Below are 18,700 nucleotides of genomic sequence, written 5' to 3' on the forward strand. Positions count from 1 at the left end.
CGCGCGGTGGTGTTGTTTAGGCCAGAGTTGGGACCGGAGACAAGGTCACTCCGCCGCCGCAGGCGCCGTCAGGACATCGGCGACCGGCGGTGGCTCCCGGTTGGGCGCCTCGTCAGGGTCGGCCATCCTGGCCAGTTTCTCGCGCGCCGCCTCGGCCTCGCGCTGCCTGTTCCACATGCTGGCGTAAAGTCCCCCCTCCGCGAGCAGTTTTGCGTGGGTGCCACGCTCGGCAATGCGGCCCTGGTCCAGCACGATGATCTCGTCGGCGCCGACGATGGTCGAGAGCCGATGGGCGATCACCAGCGAAGTACGGTTCTTCGCCACGCGCTCGAGCGCACCCTGGATTTCGTGCTCGGTGTGGGTGTCCAGTGCGGAGGTCGCCTCGTCCAGCACCAGGATCGGCGGCGCCTTCAACACGGTGCGCGCGATCGCGACGCGCTGTTTTTCGCCGCCCGACAGCTTCAGGCCGCGCTCGCCGACCTGGGTCTCGTAGCCCTTCGGTGCCATGCGGATGAAATGATCGATCTGCGCCAGCTGCGCTGCCTGCTCGACCTCGGTATCGCTGGCGTCCCAGCGACCGTAGCGAATGTTGTAGCGGATGGTGTCGTTGAACAGCACGGTGTCCTGCGGCACCATGCCGATGCACGCGCGCAAGCTCGCCTGCGTGACCTCGCGAATGTCCTGGCCGTCGATCAGGATGCGGCCGCCGGAGATGTCGTAGAGGCGGAACAGCAGCCGCGAGATGGTCGATTTGCCGGCGCCGGACGGGCCGACGATCGCCACCGTCTTGCCGGCCGGCACCTCGAAGCTGATGCCCTTCAGGATCGGGCGCGCAGGCTCATAGGCGAAGCGCACGTCCTCGAAACGCACATTGCCCGCTGAGACCACCAGCGGCTTCGCGTCCGGTGCGTCCTTGATCTCGGCCTCGCGCCCCAGCACGTTGAACATCTTCTCGATGTCGATGATCGCCTGCTTGATCTCGCGATAGACCATGCCCATGAAGTTCAAGGGCTGGTAAAGCTGGATCATCATGGCGTTGACCAGCACGAAATCGCCGACCGTGTTGGTGCCGTTGCGGACGCCGATCGCGCACATCAGCATGGTCGCGGTCAGTCCCAGCGTGAAGATCACGGCTTGCCCGGTGTTGAGGACTGCAAGCGAAGTATAAGCCTGCACGCTCGACTCCTCGTAACGCGCGACCGATCGGTCGTAGCGCTGCGCCTCACGGGTCTCGGCGCTGAAATATTTGACGGTCTCGTAGTTGAGCAGCGAGTCGATCGCCTTGGTGTTCGCCTCGGTGTCGGCATCATTCATCTTGCGGCGGATGCCGATCCGCCACTCCGTCGCGATGTAGGTGTAGTACATGTAGACGGCGACAGTGACGAGGGTCGCGAGCACGAAACGCCAATCGAACTGCCACAGCAGCACGGCCATCAGCAGCGAGACCTCGACGATGGTCGGGATCAGCTGCAGGATCACCATCCGCACGATGACCTCGATGCCCTCGCGGCCGCGCTCGAGCACGCGCGTCAGGCCGCCGGTCTTGCGCTCCAGGTGGAAGCGCAGCGACAGCTCGTGCATGTGGATGAAGGTGATGGTGGCAAGCTTGCGCACCGCGTGCATGGCGACGCGCGCGAAAATGCCGTCGCGCCATTGCGTCAGCACCGCCATCACGATGCGCATCACGCCGTAGCTGGCGGTCAGCAGCAGCGGCGAGGCGATCACCCAGAGGTGCCAATTGTCGGCCTGCACCGGCGCGGTGTTGGCGCCGGTCAGCGCGTCGGTCGCCCATTTGAAGCTGAAAGGAACCGTCAGCGTGATCAGCTTGGCGGCGAGCAGCAGCACCATCGACCAGACCACGCGCATCTTCAGGTCGAAGCGGTCGCCCGGCCAGATATAGGGCCACAGATGCGCCAGCGTGCCCATCAGCGTGGCCCGTTCCAGCGGTCCCCCGGCGGGATCAGGAACGTTGGGGCCGGCGGGCGATTGAGGTTGGTCCATCAAGAAACCTGAAAAGCCCGTCAGATGCGGGCTGCGTTGCCATTAAGGATTTTCGATTGTCATATAGAGCCTTACCGATGCCCATGCACCCCGCCAGATGGCGAATCTTCGATTGTTCGCCGTCGTTTACCGGTAGATTTCCGGAAGTCCCGAATCACCGATTGGACTTGACGCCTCTCCGCTGCAATGCATCATGGCACCAATGAGCACGATCAAAACCGTCTGTGTCTATTGCGGCTCCGGCCCAGGAACCAATCCCCGTTTCACCGAAGGCGCCAAGGCGTTCGGCAAGGCGCTCGCCGAGAACAACATCCGCCTCGTCTATGGCGGCGGCTCGCTCGGCCTGATGGGCTCGGTGGCGACCTCCGTGCTCGACCACGGCGGCACCGTCACCGGCATCATCCCCGATTTCCTGCGGATGCGCGAAAACGCGCTGACGCGCGTGCAGGAGATGATCGTCACCCCCGACATGCACGAGCGCAAGCGGCTGATGTTCGAACGTTCCGACGCCTTCGTGGCGCTGCCGGGCGGCGTCGGCACGCTGGAAGAGCTGGTCGAGCAATTGACCTGGAAGCAGCTCGGACGTCACGCCAAGCCGGTGCTGCTTGCCAATATCGATAATTTCTGGGAGCCGCTGTTCTCGCTGCTGTCGCACATGCGTCAGACCGAGTTCATCCGGGCCGGGCTTTCGGTCGACATCCTCAAGGCCGATCGGATCGAAGAGATTTTGCCGAAGCTGAAATCGGCTGCAGCGCAGATCGAAGACGCGGAAAAGCAGCTCGCCCCGGAAATGGCGCGTAAGCTTTAGTCCGCAGGAAACGTCACCGCCTCGATCCGGTTGCCATCGGGGTCGACGACAAAGGCTGCGTAATAGCGCACGCGATCGTGCGGGCGGATACCCGGCGCGCCGTCGGACGCGCCGCCGGCGGACAGCGCTGCGGCGTGAAATGCATCGACCTCGGCGGTCGTCCTGGCCCGCAGGCAGATATGCACGCCGCTCTCCGGCGTGACGCGTGGCATGCCCTCGCGCAGATTGATCCAGAATTCGGGATAGGCCTTGCCAAAGCCGATCGTCCGCGGCCGCGTGACGACGCGCGCGAGTCCGAGGGCCCCGAGCGCCGCTTCGTAAAATGTCGCCGAACGTTCGAGATCGCTGACGCCGACGGAGATGTGATCGATCATGGGTCGCGCTCCCCTCTCTCCTCGTCATTGCGAGCGAAGCGAAGCAATCCAGACTGGCTCAGCGGAAGCAGTCTGGATTGCTTCGTCGCTTCGCTCCTCGCAATGACGGCGTATATGGCACCGCCATAGCTCACGCTACCATCCCCTAAGCCGGCGCGCCCGACTTCACCAGCTTGTAGATCACCGAATCCATCAGCGCCTGGAACGAGGCGTCGATGATGTTGGGGGAGACCCCGACCGTGGTCCAGCTGTCGCCGTTCTCGTCCTCGCTCTCGATTAGGACGCGCGTGACCGCGCCGGTGCCGCCGTTGAGGATACGGACGCGATAGTCGATCAGCGTCAGGCCTTCGATATATTTCTGGTACTTGCCGAGATCCTTGCGCAGCGCGACGTCGAGCGCGTTGACGGGACCGTTGCCTTCGGCCGCCGAGATCAGATGCTCGCCGGCGACGTCGACCTTGACCACCGCCAGCGCCACGGTGACGCGCTCGCCATGCGAATTGTAGCGCTGCTCGACATTGACGTCGAACTGCTCGACTTCGAAATAATGCGGCACCTTGCCGAGCGTGCGCCGCGCCAGCAGCTCGAACGAGGCGTTGGCGGATTCATAGGCATAGCCTTGCGCCTCGCGCTCCTTCAACTCCTCGACCAGCCGCGACAGCTTCGGATCGCTCTTCTCATAGGCGATGCCGGCGCGGTCGAGTTCGGCGATGACATTGGAGCGTCCGGCTTGGTCGGACACCAACACCTTGCGGTGATTGCCGACCAGCTCCGGCAGGACATGCTCGTAGGTCTGCGGATCCTTCAGCACGGCGGAGGCATGGATGCCGGTCTTGGTGACGAAGGCGCTCTCGCCGACATAGGCCGCATGCCGGTTCGGCACGCGGTTGAGCATGTCGTCGAGCGTGCGCGACACCTTGACCAGGGTCGCGAGCTTTTCCGCCGTGACGCCGATCTCGAAGGCGTCGGCAAATTCGGCCTTCAGCTTCAGGGTCGGGATCAGCGAGCAGAGATTGGCGTTGCCGCAGCGCTCGCCGAGGCCGTTCAGCGTGCCCTGGATCTGCCGCGCGCCGGCGCGCACCGCAGCGAGCGAATTCGCCACCGCCTGCTCGGTATCGTTATGGGCGTGAATGCCGAGATGATCGCCGGGGATGTGCTTCGTCACCTCGGCAACGATCGCCTCGACCTCGTTGGGCATGGTGCCGCCGTTGGTGTCGCACAGCACCACCCAGCGCGCGCCGGCTTCATAGGCAGCTTTCGCGCAGGCGAGCGCGAAACCGGAATCCTCCTTGTAACCGTCGAAGAAATGCTCGCAGTCGAGCATCACCTCGCGGCCGGCGGCCTTCGCCGCCGCGACGCTGTCGCGGATCGAGGCGAGGTTCTCCTCCTTGGTCGTCTCCAGCGCAACGCGCACCTGATAGGCCGACGACTTCGCCACGAAGCAGATGGCGTCGGCTTTGGCTTCCAGCAGCCCGGCCACGCCGGGATCGTTGGAGACCGAGCGCCCTGCCCGACGTGTCATGCCGAACGCAGTGAAGCGCGCATGCGAAAACTTCGGCTTGGTGCCGAAGAACTCGGTGTCGGTTGGATTGGCGCCGGGATAGCCGCCCTCAACATAGTCGATGCCGAGTTCATCGAGCATCTGGGCGATGATTTGCTTGTCGGTCAGCGTGAAATCGACGCCATTGGTCTGCGCGCCGTCGCGCAGCGTGGTGTCGAACAGATAGAGACGCTCCTTGCTCATTGCAGCGCTCCCGTCGCGGGTCCGCTGCCCAGCGTCTTCTGCATGGTGGTGTTGGCCAGCCACTCGTCGTTCACGGTGATGCTGTTGCGCTGCATGGCCACATAGCCGCGCTTGGCGAAAAAGCCCTGCGCGTTGTCGCTGGCGTCGACCGTCAGCTTGTCGGCACCACGGCCGCCCGCAAGCTTTTCCAGCGCATCGACGAGCATCGTCGCGAGGCCCTGCCCGGCCACGGCCGGATGCACATAGAGCATGCGGATATGATCCTTGCCGCGCAGCGACGCAAAGCCCACGGGCGATCCCTCCAGCGTTGCGATCAGCGTCAGGTCGGAGGCAAGCCGCTTGCCGAACTCTTCGTCCTCGGCCGCGGCCATCCAGGCCTGCTGCTGCGCTTCGCTGTAGTCATCGCCGGTCAGCTCTTCGATGCTGGCCGTGAAGATCGCGGCAAGAACCGGCACGTCCTCGGGCAGGAAGGGCCGCAAACCAGGCTTTGGGAGTGCTTGTGCCATCGTCTTCACCACATCCCATAGAGTTTCAGCGCCAGCGCCACGGCGGCGCCGAGCAGCAGGATTTTCAGCGCGATGTAATAGAACCAGTGCCGCGGAAACGGCGTGTCGGGCCGCTTCATCGCGCGACCTCCCACGTCGTGCCTTCCTTGGAGTCCTTGATCGCAACGCCCATCGCGGCAAGCAGATCGCGGATACGATCGGACTCCGCAAAGTCCTTGCGCGCACGCGCCGCCGTCCGCTCCGAGATCAGGCGCTCGACTTCCTTGGCATCGACGCCGCTCGCCTGCTGCTTGCGTCCTTCCCACTGCGCGGCACTCTCGGAGAGAAAGCCGAGCAGCCGCAACGAACCCGCGAGCGCACCAACGTCGCTGCCGCGCAGGCCATGCAGCGCAGCGATCGCCAGCGGCGTGTTGAGGTCGTCGAGCAGCGGCTCGATCACCGACGGGGCGGGCTTGCCGGGCGCGACGTCAGCCGCAACCCGATACCAATCATCGAGCGTCCTGGCGCTCTCCTCCAGCGATTTCATCGTCCAGTCGATCGGCGAGCGATAATGCGTCTTCAGCATATTCAGGCGCACCACTTCGCCCGGCCAGTCCGCGAGCAGCTCGTGAATCGTAACGAAGTTGCCGAGCGATTTCGACATCTTCTCGCTCTCGACCTGCAGGAAGCCGTTGTGCATCCAGTAGTTCGCCATGCGCTCCCGGTGGAAGGCGCAGCAGGTCTGCGCGACCTCGTTCTCGTGATGCGGAAACACGAGATCGATGCCGCCGCCATGGATGTCGAAGTGCTCGCCGAGATGCTTCCAGGCCATGGCCGAGCACTCGACGTGCCAACCCGGGCGCCCCTGCGCGGCGATACCGGCCGGTGACGGCCATGACGGCTCGCCGGGCTTGGACGGCTTCCACAGCACGAAGTCGGTGTTGCCCTTCTTGTAGGGCGCGACATCGACGCGGGCGCCGGCGACCATCTCATCCAGCGAACGATTGGACAGCGCGCCATAGCGCGGCAGCCCGGCATCGGCCGCGTTCATCGCCTGCGGCGAGAACAGCACGTGATGCTCCGCAACGTAGGCGAAGCCGCCGGCGACCAACCGCTCGATGATCTCGCGCATCTCGCCGATATGCTCGGTAGCACGCGGCTCGACGCTCGGCCGAAGTGCGCCGAGTGCATCGACGTCGGCGTGAAACTGTTTGCCGGTCTGCTCGGTGACTTTCCGGATCGCCTCGTTCAGCGGCAGGCCGGGGAAATCACGCGCGGCGCGGTCGTTGATCTTGTCGTCGACGTCGGTGATGTTGCGGACATATTTGACGTGGGCCGCGCCATAGAGATGGCGCAGCAGCCGAAACAGCACGTCGAACACGATCACCGGCCGGGCGTTGCCGATATGGGCGAAGTCATAGACGGTCGGTCCGCAGACATACATGCGGACGTCCTCGGCATCGAGCGGCACGAAGGTGCGCTTCTCCCGGCTCAGCGTATCGTAGAGGCGCAATTCCATAAGGATACCCGTCGGCTGTTGGCCGGGCGTCCAGTGCTCTCAATGGTTTTGAGAAAAGACGGCTCCAGCCAGCGAATCGCTAGCTCGTAATCTCGCGGCAAATGGCGCAAATGACGAGGAGACCGTTCATGACGGAACATATGGGCTATGAGGCGGCCCCGCGTCAAGAGAGCCGCGAAAACGCCGTTTTATCTCCGCAATGCGCAGCCGCCGCACACAGATGGTTTATCTCCTTAACCATTTGAGCCCATTCTGGAACTGGCAGTTCCCATTTTTTTGCCCCGGTGTTTTCATGCGATCATTGCTCGCGCTCATTTCCTGCGCCTCTATCCTCGTCGTTTCCAGCGCTCTCGCTGAGACCCGCGTCTTCATCATCCCCAACCAGGCGGACGGCTACGGCGTGGATCAGTGCCTGGCCAAAAGTGACAAATGCGGCGCGCAGGTCGCCCGCACCTACTGCCAGTCACGCGATTTTGCCCAGGCTTCGGCCTATCGCCGGGTCGATCCCGACGAAATTACCGGCTCTGTCCCCAAATCCGGCGCAAACTGCTCCCATGGCCATTGCGATGAATATGTCGCAATCACCTGCCAGCGCTGAATTCGCTCGGAACTGGCGTACCTTAGGTCCAATCCCTGGCCTCTGAAACGACGTGACGATGCCGCAGGAAGCGGCTATGGGAGGGCGCGCTTCGGCCCCCCACATCACGCGTGGCCGTGACCTCGCTAGAATGGCGGATATGCCTGAATTTTTGTCTCTCTCCCGTGCTCGCTCGATCCTTGCCTGCGCCGTGCTCTTGAGCACGGTCGCGCTCGCCAATAACGCGTTCGCACAGGCCGGCCCGCCGGGACCGCCGCCTCAGCCCGGCCAGAACGGGCTCGGACCCAACCCGATGTGCGCGCGCCTGGAAGGCCAGCTCGCCGGTCTCGATCGTGGCGGCGGCGGTGATCCCGCGCGCGAAGACCAGATCCGCCGCTATCAGGAGTCCCAGAGCAAGCAGCAGGCCGAGCTTGACCGCGTCACCATGCAGGCCAAGCGCATGGGTTGCGATTCCTCCGGCTTCTTCTCGCTGTTCAGCGGCCAGTCGGCGCAATGCGGTCCGGTCAACACCCAGATCCAGCAGATGCGCGCCAATCTGGACCAGATCACCGGCAATCTCGAACGCCTGCGCGGTGGCGCCGGCGGCTTCAGCCCCGAGCGTGACAACCAGCGCCGCTCGGTGCTGGCAGCGCTGGCGCAGAACAATTGCGGCCCGCAATATGCCAACGCCGCGCAGTCGCAAGGCGGCGGCAATTTCCTGAGCAATCTGTTCGGCGGCAACAACCCCAACAATCCGCAAGGCGTGCCGCCGTCCGATCTCGGCCCGCAATCAGGCACCTATCGCACCGTGTGCGTGCGCACCTGCGACGGCGCTTATTTCCCGGTCTCGTTTGCGACCGTGCCGGCGCGCTTCCCCGACGACGAGAAGACCTGCAAGGCGCTGTGCCCGGCCGCCGAGGCCGTGCTCTACACCCATCGCAACCCCGGGGAAGACATGAACTCCGCGGTCTCCACCAGCGGCCAGCCCTACACGGCGCTGCCGACCGCGTTCAAATTCCGCAGCGAGTTCAACCCGTCCTGCTCCTGCAAGGCCGCGGGCCAGACCTGGGCCGACGCGCTCAAATCGGCGGACGACAAGGCATCGGCCGAGCAGCAGGGTGACATCATCGTCACCGAGGAGAGCGCCAAGAAGATGCAGCAGCGGCAGCTCAACAAGGGCACGCCGGCCGCCAATGGCAAGAAGGGTGCGGCTCCGGCGACGACGACGGCTGGCGCCCCGGCAGCGACGCCGCCGGCGGAAACCGGCACCCCTGCGACGCCTTCCGAGAACAAGCCGATCCGTTCGGTCGGCCCGAGCTTCCTGCCGCAACAGCAGAAGTAGGCGGCCCTTCCCTTCTCCCCTTGCGGGAGAAGGTGGCGCGAAGCGTCGGATGAGGGGTTCTATCCGCGCTCACATGTGCACATGGGTTCGCGGAGATAGACCCCTCACCCGAATGAGTTCGCTTCGACGGCGGAGCTGCCCTCTCCCGCAAGGGGCGAGGGCACAACAACGCCCATCTCGCTTGCGGAAACGGCAGCGCAAGCGCCAGCCTCACCCCTCGAACGCGTCGATCGAGGCTTTGCTCCCACGCGACACCAGCGTCTCGTCCGGGGCGGCGAGCTGCTCGCCTTTGTCGCGAAAGCGGTTGGTGATGGGGTAGCGGCGGTCGCGGCCGAAATTCCTGGCGGTCACCTTGACGCCGGGGGCGGCCTGGCGGCGCTTGTATTCGGCGACGTTGAGGAGATGGTCGATACGGGTCACCGTCTCGCGGTCGAAGCCGGCGGCGATGATCGTGTCGAGCGGCTCTTCGCGCTCGATCAGACGCTCCAGGATGGCATCGAGCACGTCGTAAGCCGGCAACGAATCCTGGTCGGTCTGGTTCTCGCGCAGCTCCGCGGTCGGTGGACGCGTGATGATGTCGGGCGGGATCACCTCGCCGTCCGGCCCCAGCGCCCCCTCTGGCTTCCACGAATTGCGCAAGCTTGCGAGCCGAAACACCTGCGTCTTGTAGATGTCCTTGATCGGATTGAAGCCGCCGTTCATGTCGCCGTAGAGCGTGGCGTAGCCCACCGACATTTCCGACTTGTTGCCTGTTGTCACCACCATCAGCCCGGTCTTGTTGGAGATCGCCATCAGCAGCGTACCGCGGGTGCGGGCCTGGAGATTCTCCTCGGTGACATCAGGCGGCAGATTCTTGAAGACGCCGGACAGGATGGTCTCGAACCCGCTTACTGCTTCCGCGATCGGCAGCACCTCGTAGCGGATGCCGAGATGGCCAGCGAGCTCGCCGGCGTCGGCAATCGAGCTTGCCGCAGTGTAGCGATAAGGCAGCATCACACCGTGCACTTGATCGGCCCCGAGCGCATCGACCGCGATCGCGGCGCACAGCGCGGAGTCGATGCCGCCGGAAATGCCGAGCAGCACACCAGGAAAGCCATTCTTCGCGACGTAGTCGCGCAGACCCAGCACGCAGGCCGCGTAGTCGGCGTGGTCGCCCTCGGGCTGCGCGGCGATCGGACCGGTGCAGCGCCAATCGTCGCCGCTTCGTGTGAACCGCAGTGTGGTGACGCTCTCCGCGAACGCCGGCAATTGCGCTGCGAGCGAAAGGTCGCCGTTGAGCGCGAAGGAAGCTCCGTCGAACACCAGCTCGTCCTGGCCGCAAACCTGGTTGAGATAGACCAGCGGCAAGCCGCTCTCGGTGACGCGCGCGACCGCGACCGACAAACGCACGTCAGCCTTGTTGCGGGCGTAAGGAGATCCGTTCGGCACAAGGATGATCTCGGCGCCGGTCTCGGCCAGCGTCTCGACCACGTTCTCGTAGTCCTCGGACTCCTCCAGCCAGATGTCTTCGCAGATCGGCACACCGATGCGCACGCCGCGCACGGTGACGGGGCCCGCCGCAGGGCCGCGCGAAAACAGCCGCTTCTCATCGAACACGCCGTAATTCGGCAGATTGCATTTGAAGCGCAAGCCGGCGATACGGCCGCCGTCGAGCAGCGCGCAGGCATTGTAGAGCCTACCCTCCTCGACCCAGGGCGTGCCGATCAGCATGGCCGGTCCGCCATCGGCGGTCTCGCGCGCCAGCGCTTCGATCGCGGCGCGGCAGGCCGCCTGAAACGAAGCCTTCTGCACCAGATCTTCCGGCGGGTAACCGGCGATGAACAATTCCGGAAACAGCACGAGATCGGCGCCGTCGGCGGCTGCCCGCACGCGCGCCGCGCGCGCTTTGGCGGCATTGCCGTCGATGTCGCCCATGGTCGGATTGAGCTGGGCGAGCGTGAGCGCGAATGCGTTGAGACGTTCGGTCATGGCGCTCCGATCAAAGCATGATCCGGAAAAGCGTGAAGCGGTTTTCCGAAAAGATCATGCTCAAAAAACAGTCTAAAGCGCGAGACGCGCTCTAGAGGAATCCCAATCGCTCGATGATGGCGATGATCCAGAACGCGCCGGCCATCAGGAGCGCAATACCGACCGCGGCCGAGCCCATGTCCTTGACCCGTCCGATCTGCTTGTCGTGATCCATCGTCAGCCGGTCGGCAAGCTTCTCGATCGCCGTATTGAGCAGCTCGACCACCAGCACGAACGCGACCGCGCAGATCAGCTCGACCGCGCGCATTGCGGTCGCGCCGACGAACCATGCAAGCGGCAGCGACAAGAGGAGCGCGACGATCTCCTCGCGGACCGCCTGCTCCGAGCGGAACGCAAAGGCCAGACCGTTACGGGAATTGATCGTGGCCTTCCAGATCCGCAGCAAGGTCTCAGAGCCCCGCTGCGACCGGCATCGGCCTGACCTTGCCGGCGCGTTCCTGCTTGAGCAGTTCTGCGACCAGGAACGCCATGTCGATGGATTGCTCGGCGTTGAGCCGGGGATCACAGACCGTGTGATAGCGGTCGTTGAGATCCTCGTCGGTGATCGCACGGGCGCCGCCGAGGCACTCGGTGACGTCCTGGCCGGTCATCTCCAGATGCACGCCGCCGGCATGGGTGCCTTCCGCGGCGTGGATCGCGAAGAACGACTTCACCTCGGACAGGATGCGGTCGAAGGGCCGCGTCTTGTAACCTGACGTCGAGGTGATGGTGTTGCCGTGCATGGGATCGCACGACCAGACCACCACTTTGCCCTCGCGCTTCACGGCGCGGATCATGTTCGGCAGATGCTCGCCGATCTTGTCGGAACCGAAGCGGCCGATCAGCGTCAGCCGGCCCGGCTCGTTGTCGGGATTGAGCACGTCGATCAGCTTCAGCAGCTCGTCGGGCTTGAGTGACGGGCCGCATTTGAGCCCGATCGGATTCTTGATGCCGCGGAAATATTCGATATGGCCGTGGTCGAGCTGGCGGGTGCGGTCACCTATCCAGATCATGTGACCCGAGGTCGCGTACCAGTCGCCGGTGGTGGAATCGACGCGGGTCATCGCCTGCTCGTAGCCGAGCAGCAGGGCCTCGTGGCTGGTGTAGAAATCGGTGGCGCGCAGCTCCGGGTGGGCCTCGAGATCGAGGCCGCAGGCGCGCATGAAATTGAGCGCATCGGAGATGCGGTCGGCCAATTCCTTGTAGCGGCGGGACTGCGGGCTGTCCTTGAGGAAGCCGAGCATCCACTGATGCACGCTGCCGAGATTGGCGTAGCCGCCGGTGGCGAACGCGCGCAGCAGGTTGAGCGTCGCGGCCGACTGGCGATAGGCCATCAGCTGGCGCTGCGGATCAGGAACGCGCGCCTGCTTGGTGAAGGCGATGTCGTTGACGATGTCGCCGCGATAGCTCGGCAGCTCGACACCGTCGATCTTCTCCATCGGCGATGACCGCGGTTTTGCGAACTGGCCGGCGACGCGCCCGACCTTCACCACCGGAACGGCGCCGGCATAGGTCAGTACCACCGCCATCTGGAGCAGCACGCGAAAGAAGTCGCGGATGTTGTTGGCGCCGTGCTCGGCAAAGCTCTCGGCGCAGTCGCCGCCCTGCAGCAGGAAGGCCTCACCGGCCGCGACCCGCGCTAAGGCCTTCTTCAGATTGCGCGCCTCGCCCGCGAACACCAGCGGCGGAAAGGTCGCAAGCTGCGCCTCGACGTCGGCCAGGGCCTTGGCGTCGGGATAATCGGGCACCTGTAGCACCGGCTTGCTGCGCCAGGATTCGGGCGTCCACCGCTCGGACATCGCAATCTCTCCGTGAAGCAAAAAGCACAACCTGATCTGTGGGTTGCGAGGGTCGCCTTATACACAGGCTAGCCACCGGCCGCCAGTTGTAAATCCGTCCGGCACTGCAAAGCCTTGCGGGGAAAGCCAAATTCGCATTTGCTGGGAAACGGCTTGGAAACTGGCAAGATACCTTCGGCCCATGGACGTGGCACTGGACGACGTTTTCATCGACGAGATCAGCTTCCCGGCGACCGACGGGTATGCGCTGAGCGGTACGCTATTCTTGCCGCGCGGCACCAAACGTCATGCCGTGTTGGTCAATTCGGCGACGGCCGTCCCGCGAAAAATCTATCGCGGCTTTGCCTCCTATCTCGCCCATCGCGGCTGCGCGGTCCTGACCTACGACTATCGCGGCATCGGCGACTCCCGGCTGCCGGCGATGGTTGGCTACAACCAGCCGAAATCGCTGGTCGGCTTCAAGGCCTCGATGTCGGACTGGGCCGCGCTCGACGTCACCGCCGCAGTGCACTGGATGCGCGAGCGCTACAACACTCTCCCTCTCGCCTATATCGGCCACTCCTTTGGCGGCCAGGCGCTCGGGCTAATCGCGAACAACACGGAGATTTCGCGCGCCGCGTTCGTGGCCTCGCAGGCGGCGACCTGGCGGCTGATGACGTCGCCGGAAAAATACCGCGTCTTCGCCTTCATGAATCTCGTCGGCGTGCCGCTCGCCCACGCGCTGGGTTACGCGCCGGGCTGGGCCGGCATCGGTGAGGATTTGCCCAAGGGCGTCTTCCTGGAATGGACCAAGTGGGTCTCGAGTCCCCGCTATCTCTTCGATTCAAAGCTGCCGGAGCTAGAGAATTTCGCCAGGTTCAAGGGCGAGTTGCGCACACTCTGCTTCTCCGACGATCCCTGGGCGACGCGGCCCGCGGTCGAGCTGCTTGCAAGCGGGTTCACCGCAATCAAGCCGGAGGTAATCAACGTGAAGCCGTCCGACGTCGGCGCCAAGACGATTGGCCATTTCGGCTTCTTCCGCCCCGACCACCGCGACACTTTGTGGCGCGGCGTCGCGGAATGGATCCAGGGAGAGTAGACGGCGCTTACCGGAGGATCGTTGTCAGCGACGAGTAGCGCTTGTTCGGCTTGGCCTCGCCCGGCGCGAATTGCGCAAAGGCGTCGCTGACGCGGACGGCCGGCGGCGTATCGCCGGCGAAACGAAACTCCTTCGGCCGCGGCGCGTAGAAGCTGGCGCTGTAATAAGTGTCGTCGAAGCGTGCCTCGCCGACCCCGAACACTGCGTCGCACGCGAACAGGAGCGCATAGACTCCCGCGACCGCGACGACGACCTCCCTAAGAACTGACATGCTGATGCCCCACCCTGTTGCAGGCAGGATGCACGCCGGTTCCAAAGCCGGGGTTTAAGGCCGCACAGTTCTTGTCCGCAGGGTTTGCCGCCGCTGAGCGGAATGCAGACAATTTTATCGATCTCGAAAGATGAGCCCGCCTGCACGGGTGGTCAGGCGGGCTCCAGGCTTGGCCGCTCGGGAGGTATCAAACGGCCAGATTCATCCAGACAGCCTTGGGCTCCGTGAAATTGTCGAGCGCGGCGGTGCCGTGCTCGCGGCCGAGGCCGGAGTCGCGCTCGCCGCCCCAGGGCAGGCGCACGTCGGTATAGCCATAAGTGTTCATCCAGACCGTGCCCGCGCGCGCCCGCTTGGCGAAGCGCTGCAGCTTGCCGATGTCGCGGCTCCAGACGCCGGCGGCGAGGCTGTAAGCCGTGCCGTTGGCAATCCTCAAAGCGTCGGCCTCATCCTTGAACTTGATGACGCTGACGACCGGTCCGAAGATCTCCTCCTGCGAGATCCGCATCTGGTGGGCGACATTCGCGAACACCGCGGGGCTGATGAAGTAGCCGCGGTCGCCGACCTTCTCGCCACCGGTGACGAGGGTCGCGCCCTCCTTCCGGCCGATGTCGACATAATCGAGGATCGACTTCATCTGCTTCTCTGAGATCACGGGGCCGAGCGTCGTCTTGCGGTCGAGCGGGTCGCCGATCCGGAGCGACTTTGCGCGCGCCGCCAGCCGCTCGACGACCTCGTCATAGGCCTTCTCCTGCACCAGCACGCGCGAGCCGGCCGAGCAGACCTGGCCGGCATTGAAGAAGATGCCGGAAGCCGCAGCTTTCGATGCGGCTTCGAGATCGGCATCGTCGAAAATGACGTTGGCCGACTTGCCGCCCAGCTCCAGCGAGACGCGCTTGAAGTTGCTAGCGGCGCCCTTCATGATTCCCCGGCCCACACCGGGAGAGCCGGTGAAGGTGACCTTGTCGACGTCAGGGTGATTGACCAGCGCGTCGCCGACGACCCGGCCGGGGCCTGTGACGACATTGAAGACGCCCGCCGGCAGGCCGGCTTCGAGCGCGAGCTCGGCGATACGCAGCGCCGACAGCGAGGTCAGCTCGGCCGGCTTCATCACAATGGTGCAGCCGCAGGCCAGCGCCGGCGCGAGCTTCCACATCCCGATCATCAGCGGGAAATTCCACGGCACGATCGCGGCGACCACGCCGACCGGCTCGCGCACGGTGTAGGTCAGGGCATCATCGCGCACGGGCACGACGTCGCCCCTGATCTTGTCGGCCCAACCGGCGTAGTAGATCAGCGTATCGACGGCGGCCGGAAAATCCTGCCGCGATGTCGCGGCGATCGGCTTGCCCGCATCGATCGACTCGAGCTCGATGATCTCCTCTGCGTGAGCCTTGAGCAGGTCAGCCCAGCGCAGCAGGATCCGGCCGCGCTCGGACGCCCGCATCGTGCGCCAGGAGCCTTCGAAAGCCCGGCGCGCGGCGGCGACCGCATACTCCACATCGGCCTCGTTGCCTTCGGCGACGACGGCGATGACCTGCCCGGTGGCCGGATTGAGCGACTTGAAGGTGCGCCCGGAGCTTGCGGCGACGCGGCGACCGTCGATCAGCAGATGCTGTGGCCGGGACATGAACTCGGTGGCCGGCGAGTGTGCAAAATCATATGCAACAGACATCATATCTCCTCCCAGTTCTGGTATACCAGACTAGGCACCCTTACGCCGGAGTAAATATGATATGAATTGCAAATGGACGGTCAGCATATGAAGTGCAGTTCATAAGGGAGACCAATGCTTCAGATCGAGATCGAGGCCGTCTGGCGGTTTCGCCGCGAGGGCAATCCACGCACCGCCATCATCATGCTCGGCGTCCTCAACGAAATCAGAAGGACGGGGAAGATCACCAGCGCGGCCAAGGACGCGCACCTCTCCTACCGCCATGTCTGGAATCTGATCGAGCAATGGTCGGAGTTTTTCGGCACGCCGCTGGTGGAGACCCAGCGCGGCAAAGGCTCGAAGCTCACGCCGTTCGGCGAGCGGCTGGTATGGGCGGGCGAGCGCATGCAGGCCCGGCTCGGACCTCAGCTTGAAAATCTCGCGCAGGAGCTGGCGAACGAGATCAAGCCATTCCTCGAGCAGCGCCCGTCGGTGATCCGCGTGCATGCCAGCCACGGTTTTGCGGTCGCAAAACTGCGCGAATTCCTCGACCGCGAGCCCGGCATCGGCGTCGATCTGCGCTATGTCAGCAACCAGCATTCGCTGGTCTCGCTGGCGCAGGGCGCCTGCGATCTCTCCGGCCTGCATCTGCCGCACGGCGCGCTACGCGCCCAGGGCATCAAGGCTGCGCGCGAATGGCTCGATCCGCGCGAGGATCGCATCATCAGCTTCGTCACGCGCGAAATGGGGCTGATGGTCGCGCGCGGCAATCCGCTGCGCATCGCCTCTCTCAGTGATCTCACCGGGCCGAAAGTCCGCTTCGTCAACCGCGACCATGATTCCGGCACGCGCTTGCTGTTCGATCAGTTGCTCGCGGCAAACGGCATCGAAGAGAGCCGCATCAACGGCGCGCAGCAGATCGAATTCACCCACGCCGCGGTCGCAGCCTATGTCGCGAGCGGCATGGCCGATGCGAGTTTCGGCGTCGAAGCCGCCGCCCGGCATTTCGGCCTCGATTTCATCCGGCTCCTGACCGAGGATTATTTCTTCGTCTGCAAGCGCGCGTTCCTGGACACCGGGCCGATGCAGCGCATCCTGGAGATCATCCGCAGCGCCGATTTTCGCGCGGCTGTCGCGACGCTACCCGGCTATGTGCCGTCGGACACCGGCACCGTCACCGGTGTGAAGGCGTTTCTGGAGATGCACGCCGTGCGATGATGAAGGATGCCGTCGCCTTGTCCGCGCCGGTCAGATCGCCGGCTCGTCCTTCAGCGCCGACAGGACCCGCTCGCCCTGCGCGGTCAGCCGGTACGTCACCAGCGGACGGCTCGACGGCGGCTTTCGCGCGAGCTCGACGATGTAGCCGCGCACCATCAGGGCTTCGAAGCTGCCGTAATAGCCGAACATGCTGATCTGGTTCTGCCTGAGCAGCTTGAACTCGCGCAAGAGACGGATCTCGTTGCCCGACAGCAGCGACCGGCGCACGCGCTGAACGAACCGCGCCCGCAGCTCGAACCAGGCCTGGTCCGGCAGTTCGTGCAAGGCCGGTGCCGGGGCTCGTTCGCAGGGACGCGCGTCCTGCATAATCTCGACAGTCACCTGCGGCAGGCACGGCATGCTGCTGCTGACAACCGCGTCCTTCGCGACGTCGAGCAACGCGAGCGGCCAACGCCGCTTGTTGTCCACCATGACAGGCGCTGGCACGACGCTGTCGCGCACCAGTTGCTCGAAGCGTCCGGCGGTCACGCCGACATAGGCGGCCGCGCGACGGCGATCGACCAGACGCGTGTCCGGCGCGACCTCGCAAACAGTGTTCTCGTCCACCCCGGATCCCCTGGCGCCTCGTTGCGCATGGCATGACGGTCCGGCGGGACCGGCAAGCCGGCGGCGAACCTAGGCGGGAGGAGCGCGCTCGAAAAGCACAGAATTTCGTACATATTGATGCCGTTTCGGCAACAGCTATAGTCCGGCCGGGGGTCTCATGCGATTTCACTCACCGGCCATCCAGTACTTCCACGCCGTCCGCCGCACCGGCTCGATCCGGGCCGCGGCGCGTTTGCTGAACGTTGCCTCGTCGGCCGTAAGCCGCCAGATTCTCAAGCTTGAACAAGAGGTTGGGTCACCGTTGTTCGAGCGCAATGCGCGCGGCCTGACGCTGACGACGGTCGGGGAGATGTTGGCCCGGCACGTCATGAACGTGCTCCAGGACCTCGACCGCTTCCGCTCCGACGTCGCGTCCCTGTCGGGCACCTGGCACGGCACCGTCAGCATTGCCTGCATCGAGTCGCTCACGGAGTCGGTGCTGCCGGACCTGATCGCCTCACATCGCGGCCGCGCCCGGCGCGTCAGCTTCACCACCGAGGTGAAGGGATCGTCGGATGTGCTGGAGGCCTTGAGCCGCGGCGAGGCCGACATTGGTATCGCCATGGCGCTGCGGCATCCGCCGGACCTGCGCCAGGTCGCCTTGAAACGGTTTCGCCTCGGCGCAATCGTGGCGGGCGATCATCCACTCGCGCGTGGCAAGACGGTCACGCTAACCCAATGTCTCGCCTTTCCCGTCATCCACGCGCTGCCGGAGCTGTCGATCTATCATCTGCTCCAGCCGCTGATCGCGCAGCTGTCCGAGACGCCGGAGCCGGCGATCCAGGCCAACTCGATCGACCTGATGCGCGAGCTCGCCGCGCGCGGCGTCGGCATCGCCTTCCAGACCCAGCTCGGCATCGAGCGACTGTCGCGCGACAGCCGGCTCGTCTTCCTGCCGCTCGACAACGCCGACAGTCCGGTGTGGTCAGATCTCGGCATCTACGTTCGCGCCGAGCGCACACTGCCCGCCTACACGGAATCCTTCCTCCAGGAGCTGGTGCGCGAATTGGCCGAGCGCGAGCGGCGCGAAAACGCGGCGCATCCGCAGATCGCCTGATCAAACAAAATCAACTTTCGATGCGCGTGGACGTGATCGCCGACAGTAGTTTTCCGGAATATGGCCGATGGCCGGCCATTGATACCCTCTTCAAACCTGCTCAATTTACACGCCTCAAGGATCC

Annotated in this window: 17 protein-coding genes; 6 read left to right on the plus strand and 11 right to left on the minus strand. The window is 64.6% G+C overall.

What is annotated here, in order from left to right; translation table 11 throughout:
* Nucleotides 1-45: 45 nt before the first annotated feature.
* Nucleotides 46-2,001, minus strand: a complete 1,956-nt coding sequence (locus AC0L3U_RS09915; RefSeq protein ID WP_473361612.1) for an ABCB family ABC transporter ATP-binding protein/permease — start codon at nt 1,999-2,001, stop codon at nt 46-48.
* 202 nt (nt 2,002-2,203) lie between these two features.
* Here AC0L3U_RS09915 and AC0L3U_RS09920 point away from each other — a divergent pair, with 202 nt between their 5' ends.
* Entirely contained in the window at nt 2,204-2,809 is a 606-nt protein-coding gene (locus AC0L3U_RS09920; protein WP_018459347.1) for an LOG family protein, read from the plus strand.
* On the opposite strand, the gene AC0L3U_RS09925 is transcribed toward AC0L3U_RS09920, so the two are convergent.
* The 4 genes from AC0L3U_RS09925 to cysS all read right to left on the minus strand — a co-directional run bounded on the left by AC0L3U_RS09925 (nt 2,806) and on the right by cysS (nt 6,931).
* Nucleotides 2,806-3,183, minus strand: a complete 378-nt coding sequence (locus tag AC0L3U_RS09925; RefSeq protein WP_473361613.1) for a VOC family protein — start codon at nt 3,181-3,183, stop codon at nt 2,806-2,808. The genes AC0L3U_RS09920 and AC0L3U_RS09925 overlap by 4 nt on opposite strands.
* A gap of 145 nt (nt 3,184-3,328) precedes the next feature.
* Nucleotides 3,329-4,927, minus strand: a complete 1,599-nt coding sequence (cimA, locus tag AC0L3U_RS09930; RefSeq protein ID WP_473361614.1) for a citramalate synthase — start codon at nt 4,925-4,927, stop codon at nt 3,329-3,331.
* Entirely contained in the window at nt 4,924-5,433 is a 510-nt protein-coding gene (locus AC0L3U_RS09935) for a GNAT family N-acetyltransferase (RefSeq protein WP_473361615.1), read from the minus strand. The genes cimA and AC0L3U_RS09935 overlap by 4 nt, the downstream gene beginning before the upstream one ends.
* Before the next feature lie 115 nt (nt 5,434-5,548).
* Nucleotides 5,549-6,931, minus strand: a complete 1,383-nt coding sequence (gene cysS / locus AC0L3U_RS09940) for a cysteine--tRNA ligase (RefSeq protein ID WP_473361616.1) — start codon at nt 6,929-6,931, stop codon at nt 5,549-5,551.
* A 292-nt stretch (nt 6,932-7,223) separates the two neighbouring features.
* Between cysS and AC0L3U_RS09945 the strand changes: the two genes are divergently transcribed.
* Nucleotides 7,224-7,529, plus strand: a complete 306-nt coding sequence (locus AC0L3U_RS09945) for a hypothetical protein (RefSeq protein ID WP_007592521.1) — start codon at nt 7,224-7,226, stop codon at nt 7,527-7,529.
* A gap of 130 nt (nt 7,530-7,659) precedes the next feature.
* Complete coding sequence (locus AC0L3U_RS09950; RefSeq protein WP_473361617.1) at nt 7,660-8,850, plus strand: DUF2865 domain-containing protein; 1,191 nt, start codon at nt 7,660-7,662, stop codon at nt 8,848-8,850.
* 210 nt (nt 8,851-9,060) lie between these two features.
* On the opposite strand, the gene AC0L3U_RS09955 is transcribed toward AC0L3U_RS09950, so the two are convergent.
* The 3 genes from AC0L3U_RS09955 to AC0L3U_RS09965 all read right to left on the minus strand — a co-directional run bounded on the left by AC0L3U_RS09955 (nt 9,061) and on the right by AC0L3U_RS09965 (nt 12,656).
* A complete protein-coding gene (locus AC0L3U_RS09955; protein ID WP_473361618.1) occupies nt 9,061-10,818 on the minus strand; it encodes an NAD+ synthase in 1,758 nt (585 codons plus the stop codon).
* 91 nt (nt 10,819-10,909) lie between these two features.
* A complete protein-coding gene (locus tag AC0L3U_RS09960; RefSeq protein WP_275167439.1) occupies nt 10,910-11,263 on the minus strand; it encodes a diacylglycerol kinase in 354 nt (117 codons plus the stop codon).
* A 4-nt stretch (nt 11,264-11,267) separates the two neighbouring features.
* Nucleotides 11,268-12,656 (minus strand): class II 3-deoxy-7-phosphoheptulonate synthase, encoded by a 1,389-nt coding sequence (locus AC0L3U_RS09965; protein ID WP_085395858.1) that lies wholly within the window; start codon nt 12,654-12,656, stop codon nt 11,268-11,270.
* Between the two features lie 181 nt (nt 12,657-12,837).
* Here AC0L3U_RS09965 and AC0L3U_RS09970 point away from each other — a divergent pair, with 181 nt between their 5' ends.
* Nucleotides 12,838-13,734 carry an alpha/beta hydrolase family protein gene (locus tag AC0L3U_RS09970; RefSeq protein ID WP_473361619.1) on the plus strand — a complete coding sequence of 299 codons (897 nt, stop codon included), beginning with the start codon at nt 12,838-12,840 and terminating at the stop codon, nt 13,732-13,734.
* A 7-nt stretch (nt 13,735-13,741) separates the two neighbouring features.
* Here the strand turns inward: AC0L3U_RS09970 and AC0L3U_RS09975 are convergent, their stop codons facing one another.
* Both AC0L3U_RS09975 and AC0L3U_RS09980 read right to left on the minus strand, forming a co-directional pair.
* Entirely contained in the window at nt 13,742-14,005 is a 264-nt protein-coding gene (locus AC0L3U_RS09975) for a hypothetical protein (protein WP_473361620.1), read from the minus strand.
* A 187-nt stretch (nt 14,006-14,192) separates the two neighbouring features.
* Complete coding sequence (locus AC0L3U_RS09980) at nt 14,193-15,677, minus strand: aldehyde dehydrogenase family protein (protein WP_473361786.1); 1,485 nt, start codon at nt 15,675-15,677, stop codon at nt 14,193-14,195.
* A gap of 114 nt (nt 15,678-15,791) precedes the next feature.
* On the opposite strand from AC0L3U_RS09980, the gene AC0L3U_RS09985 reads away from it, so the two are divergent.
* Entirely contained in the window at nt 15,792-16,874 is a 1,083-nt protein-coding gene (locus AC0L3U_RS09985) for a substrate-binding domain-containing protein (RefSeq protein ID WP_473361621.1), read from the plus strand.
* A 30-nt stretch (nt 16,875-16,904) separates the two neighbouring features.
* On the opposite strand, the gene AC0L3U_RS09990 is transcribed toward AC0L3U_RS09985, so the two are convergent.
* Nucleotides 16,905-17,480, minus strand: coding sequence for a hypothetical protein (locus AC0L3U_RS09990; protein ID WP_473361622.1), 576 nt, complete (start codon nt 17,478-17,480; stop codon nt 16,905-16,907).
* Between the two features lie 157 nt (nt 17,481-17,637).
* Here AC0L3U_RS09990 and AC0L3U_RS09995 point away from each other — a divergent pair, with 157 nt between their 5' ends.
* Complete coding sequence (locus tag AC0L3U_RS09995; protein WP_473361623.1) at nt 17,638-18,576, plus strand: LysR family transcriptional regulator; 939 nt, start codon at nt 17,638-17,640, stop codon at nt 18,574-18,576.
* Nucleotides 18,577-18,700 lie beyond the last annotated feature (124 nt).

This window comes from Bradyrhizobium sp. Kon69 (genome assembly GCF_055807515.1).